9 protein-coding genes are annotated in these 6,747 nt (G+C 51.2%); 4 read left to right on the plus strand and 5 right to left on the minus strand.

The annotated features are described in order from the left end of the window. The 4 genes from B2751_RS04185 to B2751_RS04200 form a co-directional block, all read left to right on the plus strand. Window positions 1-1,771 (plus strand): putative bifunctional diguanylate cyclase/phosphodiesterase (locus B2751_RS04185; protein WP_290773041.1); only part of this gene is annotated, 1,771 nt, incomplete at its 5' end. Between the two features lie 86 nt (window positions 1,772-1,857). Beyond that, complete coding sequence (locus B2751_RS04190) at window positions 1,858-2,739, plus strand: YitT family protein (protein WP_035410093.1); 882 nt, start codon at window positions 1,858-1,860, stop codon at window positions 2,737-2,739. 23 nt (window positions 2,740-2,762) lie between these two features. Beyond that, window positions 2,763-3,659: an alpha/beta hydrolase gene (locus tag B2751_RS04195; RefSeq protein ID WP_290773042.1), complete on the plus strand. Its 897-nt coding sequence runs from the start codon at window positions 2,763-2,765 to the stop codon at window positions 3,657-3,659. 15 nt (window positions 3,660-3,674) lie between these two features. Further along, window positions 3,675-3,842, plus strand: coding sequence for a hypothetical protein (locus B2751_RS04200; protein WP_290773044.1), 168 nt, complete (start codon window positions 3,675-3,677; stop codon window positions 3,840-3,842). A gap of 49 nt (window positions 3,843-3,891) precedes the next feature. Here the strand turns inward: B2751_RS04200 and B2751_RS04205 are convergent, their stop codons facing one another. The 5 genes from B2751_RS04205 to B2751_RS04225 all read right to left on the minus strand — a co-directional run. Then, window positions 3,892-4,716, minus strand: a complete 825-nt coding sequence (locus tag B2751_RS04205; protein ID WP_035410098.1) for a squalene/phytoene synthase family protein — start codon at window positions 4,714-4,716, stop codon at window positions 3,892-3,894. A gap of 194 nt (window positions 4,717-4,910) precedes the next feature. Then, window positions 4,911-5,135: a carbon storage regulator CsrA gene (csrA, locus tag B2751_RS04210; RefSeq protein ID WP_035410102.1), complete on the minus strand. Its 225-nt coding sequence runs from the start codon at window positions 5,133-5,135 to the stop codon at window positions 4,911-4,913. Continuing rightward, window positions 5,135-5,575 (minus strand): flagellar assembly protein FliW, encoded by a 441-nt coding sequence (fliW, locus tag B2751_RS04215; protein WP_056063060.1) that lies wholly within the window; start codon window positions 5,573-5,575, stop codon window positions 5,135-5,137. The genes csrA and fliW overlap by 1 nt, the downstream gene beginning before the upstream one ends. Before the next feature lie 4 nt (window positions 5,576-5,579). Further along, complete coding sequence (locus B2751_RS04220; RefSeq protein ID WP_290757379.1) at window positions 5,580-6,158, minus strand: DUF6470 family protein; 579 nt, start codon at window positions 6,156-6,158, stop codon at window positions 5,580-5,582. A gap of 13 nt (window positions 6,159-6,171) precedes the next feature. Continuing rightward, window positions 6,172-6,747: flagellin (locus B2751_RS04225; protein ID WP_290773046.1), on the minus strand; the 576-nt coding region annotated here is incomplete at its 5' end.

A 6,747-nucleotide genomic window follows, 5' to 3' on the forward strand; every position in this document is an offset into this window, starting at 1 on the left:
TACGATCCAGTACCGCCTTCACTTCCCGGATGGTCGCGTCAAATGGATTGAGGACCAACAAATCCCCGTCTTCCAACTGGACGGTACGATTGCTTATACGAACAGCATCATGCATGATATCACGCTTCAAAAAGCGTACGAGGAACGATTGCGGCAGCTCGCTTTACGTGACGCCGTGACGCATCTGCCGAACCGGCAAGCGCTGATCGGAACAATCGACGCATGGCAAGAGAAGGACCAACCGTTCTTCGTCCTGACCGTCTCCTTCAACCGCATCGCTGAGATCAATAATGCCTTCGGACACGGCTCCGGTGATCAGTGGCTACAAGGAACGGCTGCCTTATTACAACAAACAAAGTCAGATGGAACGTTCCTCGGACATCTTGGTGGTGATGAGTATGCCCTGCTCGTACCGACAAGCGATAAACAGGATGTGACGGCATGCGCCGAGGCACTACTCGATCTATCGGAAACACCGATCTCGATCGAACCATACGCCTTGTTCACTCGTATTTCTGTTGGGGTCAGTCGCTATCCGGAAGACAGTACAGACGCTGTCGAATTGTTAAAGCATTCCTATACCGCCTTACGACGATCGCGTCGTGAAAATCACAGTACGATACACCACTACGCATCGAATCTCGATATCGATTATTACCGGCGCTACCGGCTCGAGCAGGACTTACATTACGCGATCGAACGTAATCAACTGTTTCTCGAATATCAACCGAAGGTCGACAGCTGGACAGGAAAGATTGTCGGTCTCGAAGCACTGATTCGCTGGCAACACCCGGAATGGGGACGGATTCCACCGAACGACTTCATTCCGCTTGCCGAAGAGAGTGCTTTACATATCGCGATCGGAGACTGGGTCGTCGAGACGGCGTGCCGTTCGATGCAAGACTGGAAGGCGACCGGAGCAGATCTTGTTCCAATTTCCGTCAACGTCTCACCGAAACGATTCTTGATCCCCGGCTTCGAACACCATATCGAGCGGATGCTGTCGACGTACGATCTCGCGCCTGAGTTACTCGAACTTGAGATCACGGAAGCGGCTTTAATCATGGATGATCCGATGACGAGTCGGACACTCGAATACGTCAGCCGGATCGGTGTTCGGATCGCACTCGACGACTTCGGGAAAGGCTATTCCTCAATGGTCTACCTGCAAAGGTATCCGATCGACGTCATCAAGATCGATCGGCAGTTCGCGACCCACATCACGGATGACGCTAAAGCCCAAGCAATCGTCAAAAGCATTCTCTACATGGCAGGTGAGTTCAATCTGACCGTCGTCGCAGAGGGCATCGAGACGCTCCGTCAGCTCGATACGTTCCGTACACTCAATTGTCCGAGTATCCAAGGCTATCTATTCAGTCGCCCGGTTCCAGCGGACGTCATGGAATCGTTCCTCCTGCGGGAGATTTTGTATCCGATCGAAGCCTGTTCCTTGTCGAGCGATACCATCCCCCGTTTTTCCGTCTCTGGGAAAGTTCGCATGCTGACACATCATACCCAGTCGTTCGAACTGCCCTTCTCAGACATTGAAGCGCATCAAACGAGTACGCGGGCACTCTATTTTTCGTCGAAGACGTTGTTACCGTTGTCGGACGCAACGTTTGAGATTCGCTTGAGTGAAGGCGTTCAACTCGTCTCCTGTACGGTGACGATCACCGGACAACAAGATCATCAATACATCGGTGAATATACAAATCCGATCGAAGCAGAACAGATCATGCGTTTCTTCCAGTCGTTACGTTATCGCCCTTGACCTCTCCACGAAGACGTTCACACACGTCTTCGTGCTTTTTTGTTATAGTAATCCTAAAGCGTTTTACTATAGAAGGGAGGAATGGCATGCAGTCACCACTACCTACGAAACATCATCGTCGCTCTACGAAAGGTCAGCTTTTTCGACGATTACTGATGCTAACAATCGGTGCCATCATCTTCGCACTTGGACTGAAAGGATTCCTTGTTCCCAATAACATCATCGATGGCGGGATCGTCGGAATCTCGATCATCGGCTCAAAGGTGACAGATACGACGCTCGCTTTGTGGCTGTTCTTCTTGAACATCCCGTTCATCTTTTTCGGCTATAAGCAGATTGGAAAGACGTTTGCCCTGTCAACGTTATATGCGATCTTCGTCATGGCGATCGCAACGAAACTCCTCGAACACATCGGTCCATTGACGAGTGTTGATCTGCTCGCGACCGTATTCGGTGGCTTGATTCTCGGAATCGGCGTCGGGATCGTCATCCGTTCGAGTGGATCACTCGACGGAACTGAGATTCTTGCTGTCTCTTTCAGCCGCTCGACACCGTTTTCAGTCGGTGAGATCGTCATGTTCTTCAACGTCTTCATTCTCGGTGCTGCTGGATTTGTTTTCGGTTGGGACCGAGCGATGTACTCGTTGATCACCTATTTCGTCGCCTTCAAGACGATTGACGTCGTCATCGACGGACTCGATCAATCGAAGAGTGTCTGGATCATTTCGGAGAATTACGAAGAGATCGGTCTTGCGATCATGGACCGACTTGGTCGAAGCATGACGTACTTAAACGGGGAAGGTGCCTTTACCGGTGACGGCAAAAAAGTCATTTTTTGTGTCATCAGCCGGCTCGAAGAATCTAAACTGAAGGACATCGTTCGTGACTTCGATGAACAAGCTTTTATTGCGATCGGCAACATCCATGATGTCCATGGCGGTCGCTTCAAGAAAAAAGATATCCATTAACCGAACGAAGGGAAGGAACGCGGGTGTGGAAAAAACATCGTAAGAAAATCATCGGCGGCGTGATCGTCATCGTGACGCTCGCTGTCATCGTTGTCATCGGGATTTCCGGTTATGTCGGATCATCGTTGACGCAACCGGAACGCGAAGCCTTGACGACGACACCCAAAAAAGCAGAAGGACTTGACTATGAAGATGTTACCTTCCGTTCTTATAAAGACCGGACACGTTTGTCTGGCTGGTGGATGCCAAGCGAAGATGCGAAGTTGACGATCGTTTTCGCTCACGGCTATGGCAAGAACCGGGAACAAGATGATGTTCCTGTCTTCCCGCTATTTAAGAAGTTTCACGATGCCGGATACAACGTCTTGACGTTCGATTTCCGAGGATCGGGTGAATCGGACGGGAAACGCGTTACGGTTGGTGCCAAGGAACAAGATGATCTACTGACAGCTGTTCGTTACGCGAAGTCACGTTCTTCAAAACCGGTCGTCCTCTATGGTATCTCAATGGGCGCAGCGACATCACTCGTAACGGCACCGAAAGCGGATGTCGTCGGTGTCATCGCCGACAGCCCGTTCAGCGATCTCGAGAATTATCTCGCAACGAACCTGCCCGTCTGGAGCGGGTTACCGAACTTCCCGTTCACACCGATCATCCTTGAAATCACGCCACCGTTGACAGGTCTTAAGCCAGAACGAGTCAAACCAGTCGAAGCGGTCCGGCGCATCGAGTACCCGATTCTGTTGATTCACGGGAAGGATGATGATGCGATTCCCGTCACGGAAAGCATGAAGATCCAAAAAGCTGCTCCGCGCTCGGAACTCTACGTGACGGAAAACGGCGGACACGTCCAGTCATACGCGCATGACCGGAAGGCGTATGAAGATAAAGTGTTGACCTATCTGTCTGACTTGCATTGATGGAAGGAGAGACATATGCAACAGCTATCTGTGTTCTTGACCTGGTTTGTCGCGTTGACGGTGATGACGATCGGACTACTCGTCTCCCGTCGCGTCGGTTATCGTTTTCCCTATGGACGGACGATCGCTTTGATTTGGACGGGTTCTGCCTTGATTGGACTCGCTTTTTATCTATTACGTTAAAAACAGCCGCCCACTTCCTTGACGGAAACGGGCGGCTGTTCGTTTGTGCTTATCGTTTTAGTACGGCGGCGCCGACGATCTTCAAGACTTCCGGACGACTCAGTTTTTCTTTCCCTTTTGCAAGGGCATCCAGCGTTCCATGTGCAAGTGCAAGTGGAATGTGACAGAATTCATAAATCGTCGTCTCCTTCGGAATGGACGCAAGGTACGCATCGGCTTCTGCAAGGTTCTCACGCGCATAGGCGAACATCGTATCCGTCGTCCAACCAGGTGGGAAGTAGCCGACACCACGCTCCGCATCTTCCTGTTGGTTACGAAGGATGTTGACGGCTTGCAGACCACGACCGAATCCGATCGCTTGCTGTTTATCGGTGACGATACCAGCCTTCCAGTACCAGATGTCGGATAACATGACACCGACAAGTCCCGCGACATAGTATGTGTACTCATCAAGATCCGCTTCCGTCTCGACCGTCCAGTCACGCTCAGCCCAGACCGCCATGCCTTCTGCCATCTCGGCCGTCGAATCGAGCACTTTCGGACGAATCGCAGCCGGACAATAGGCGATCCACTCCGGTAGACGAAGTGTCACTTCTGGTAGGTGTGCCGTATACGGCGCAATCAACTCAAGATAGGCGGTAGCGGAAAATGTGCCCCGCATCAACAATGCCGTCTCCCGGAGCAACATCGTCTTGACGTCCGTCGCCAAGTCTTCATGATCTTCAATCTCATCGATGGCGCGCATGCATAGATAAGCAGCACCGACCGCTTCCTGTAAGTCTTGCGATAGTCGACTAATCGGGATATAGAAGGTGCGACTCGTCGCTTTCAATACTCGGTTCGCGTCTTTTTTCAGCTGCTTCGTCTCATTCATTCCTGACAACTCCCTCTTTGGCTCAAAAGGTTTCTTTTCTCTCCATTACTATACACGATTCAACGCGTTTCAGCATTTGTTTCATGATAAGAAAGACTCCCTTTGCGCTAGATTCAGGCAAAGGGAGTCTTTTCATCCTCGTTTGAAGCGTATCGTTCACAAGAAAAATACGTTCCAATGACATTCAAATGGAATCATTTTTCCTGTTGTTTCAAGAGTTGTCCGATCAACCCTGTGCTACGGGAGGCTTCCGTGTTCTCTTCTTGGATCGACAAGTAGACTTCCTTCCGGTGGATGTCGACCTGTCGCGGTGCCTTGATACCGAGCTTGATTTGATCGCCTTCAATCGCAAGAATTGTCAGTTCAATGTCGTCACCAATTTGAATCGCTTCTCCCGTCTTTCGTTTGAGTACGAGCATCAGCGACCACCTACTTCCGTCAGGCTACCGATCAGATGACGATTCGTATATGTATCGTCTAAGATGATTTGTTTCGCGAGTCGTTGTTTCGTCTCCATGACGAAGGGTGCCCGTAAGTTCGTCGTCGACGTCGTGAACGGATCTCGCAACGTGACCGTCGTATAGACAGCGACTTGCGCCGTATCCTCAATCCCGAGCTGCTCTTTTGCTGCGTCCGGTAACTCGAAGACGTATTCCGGATCAATCCAGAACGGGTTCGTCACGACGAACGCACACTCCGGCTGATCAATCGATTGAAACGACCAGAACGGTACGCCCTCTCCGAACGGGAGCAGGATGAAGCGCTTCGCGTCCGGAAAACCCGGTAATTCGGACGCGAAAGTAATGATTTCCGTCTCGTCAATCGTGATAGTTCCAAAAAAATCGGTTTCGATTTGCATGTCTTTATCCTTCCCCGTCGAATATGCCACCAACCGGCCACATATTCAATTGATTTTGTTCTTGTAAGAAAATCTCGACCTGTCCGTCTTTTACGGTCAGCTCCGGTTGATGCGTTTCGACATCGATCTTCGGACGATTCGCGGTGTAGCTCAATCGGACTTCCGCTGGTGTAAAAGTCGTCTTGACCCGATCAAGACTCCGCGGGATGAATCCGAGTGTTGTCACTTCGGCAGGCGGTGCGTCGTTAGCTTTTGCAATCCGCGCGACCGTTCCCCCACCCTGCTCGATTCGCATCAGTTGATCCCCTTCCGATGCTCTCTGCGCGACCGCTTCCTGTCCCTTTTGTCGACCGTAGGCAGCGTACTGCCGAACGGACTCGAGTGCAGGAACACGCCCCATCTCGATCCAGGCTTGTGTCGAATCGATCTCAAGACGTGCCGCGACGGTTTCAATCGACAGTTCCCCGCGAGGCTGTTCGATCGAAAGGGAGGCAGGTGTCTGCTTCTGCTCGATTTGCGGACGCGTGATGTTCATCCCGATTCGTGCTGCCGTCTGACGCATTTCAAGATGCGGAAGATTCATCTGCCTTCACCTCTTATCGTAGGAAATCGAGTAACGTTGGTTGAATGATTCGTGCTCCGGCGCTGAGAGCCGCTCGGTGTAACGTTTCGTACGACTTCAGTTCCATGATGACTTTTTCTGCCTCGATGTCTTCGTTATCCGACATGACCGTCTTTGCGATGATTTCCTGATCCTCGAGCCGTGACGTGTTCAAATCCATCCGGTTGACCCGTGCCCCGAGATCCGCACGCGTCTCGACCGTGCCGTTCACCATCTCATCGATATCCTTCAACATACCGGATAAAGCAGCTCCATTATTGTCAGCATTCGTCCCTAGGGCATCGTAGACTTTTTTCAATGTCTGGAACGTTCCCGGTCCAAAGACGCTAAGTGGCGAGATGTTGACTTGGACTTCGATACCGGAAGAGACTTCATATTGAATTGATTCCGTCTCCTTGCCCGTCGGATCCCCATCCGTGAAGACACCGTCAACAGGACCTGAAGCACTTGCTAAGTAATCACGCAATCCGTCCATCGAGACGAATTCCGTATCCGTCTTCGTCCCGTTGAAGATGCCTTTTTCATTGTATTTCGTATTCGCGAGCGTCCC

The organism is Exiguobacterium sp. UBA6282, from assembly GCF_002440475.1.
Classification (GTDB): domain Bacteria; phylum Bacillota; class Bacilli; order Exiguobacteriales; family Exiguobacteriaceae; genus Exiguobacterium_A.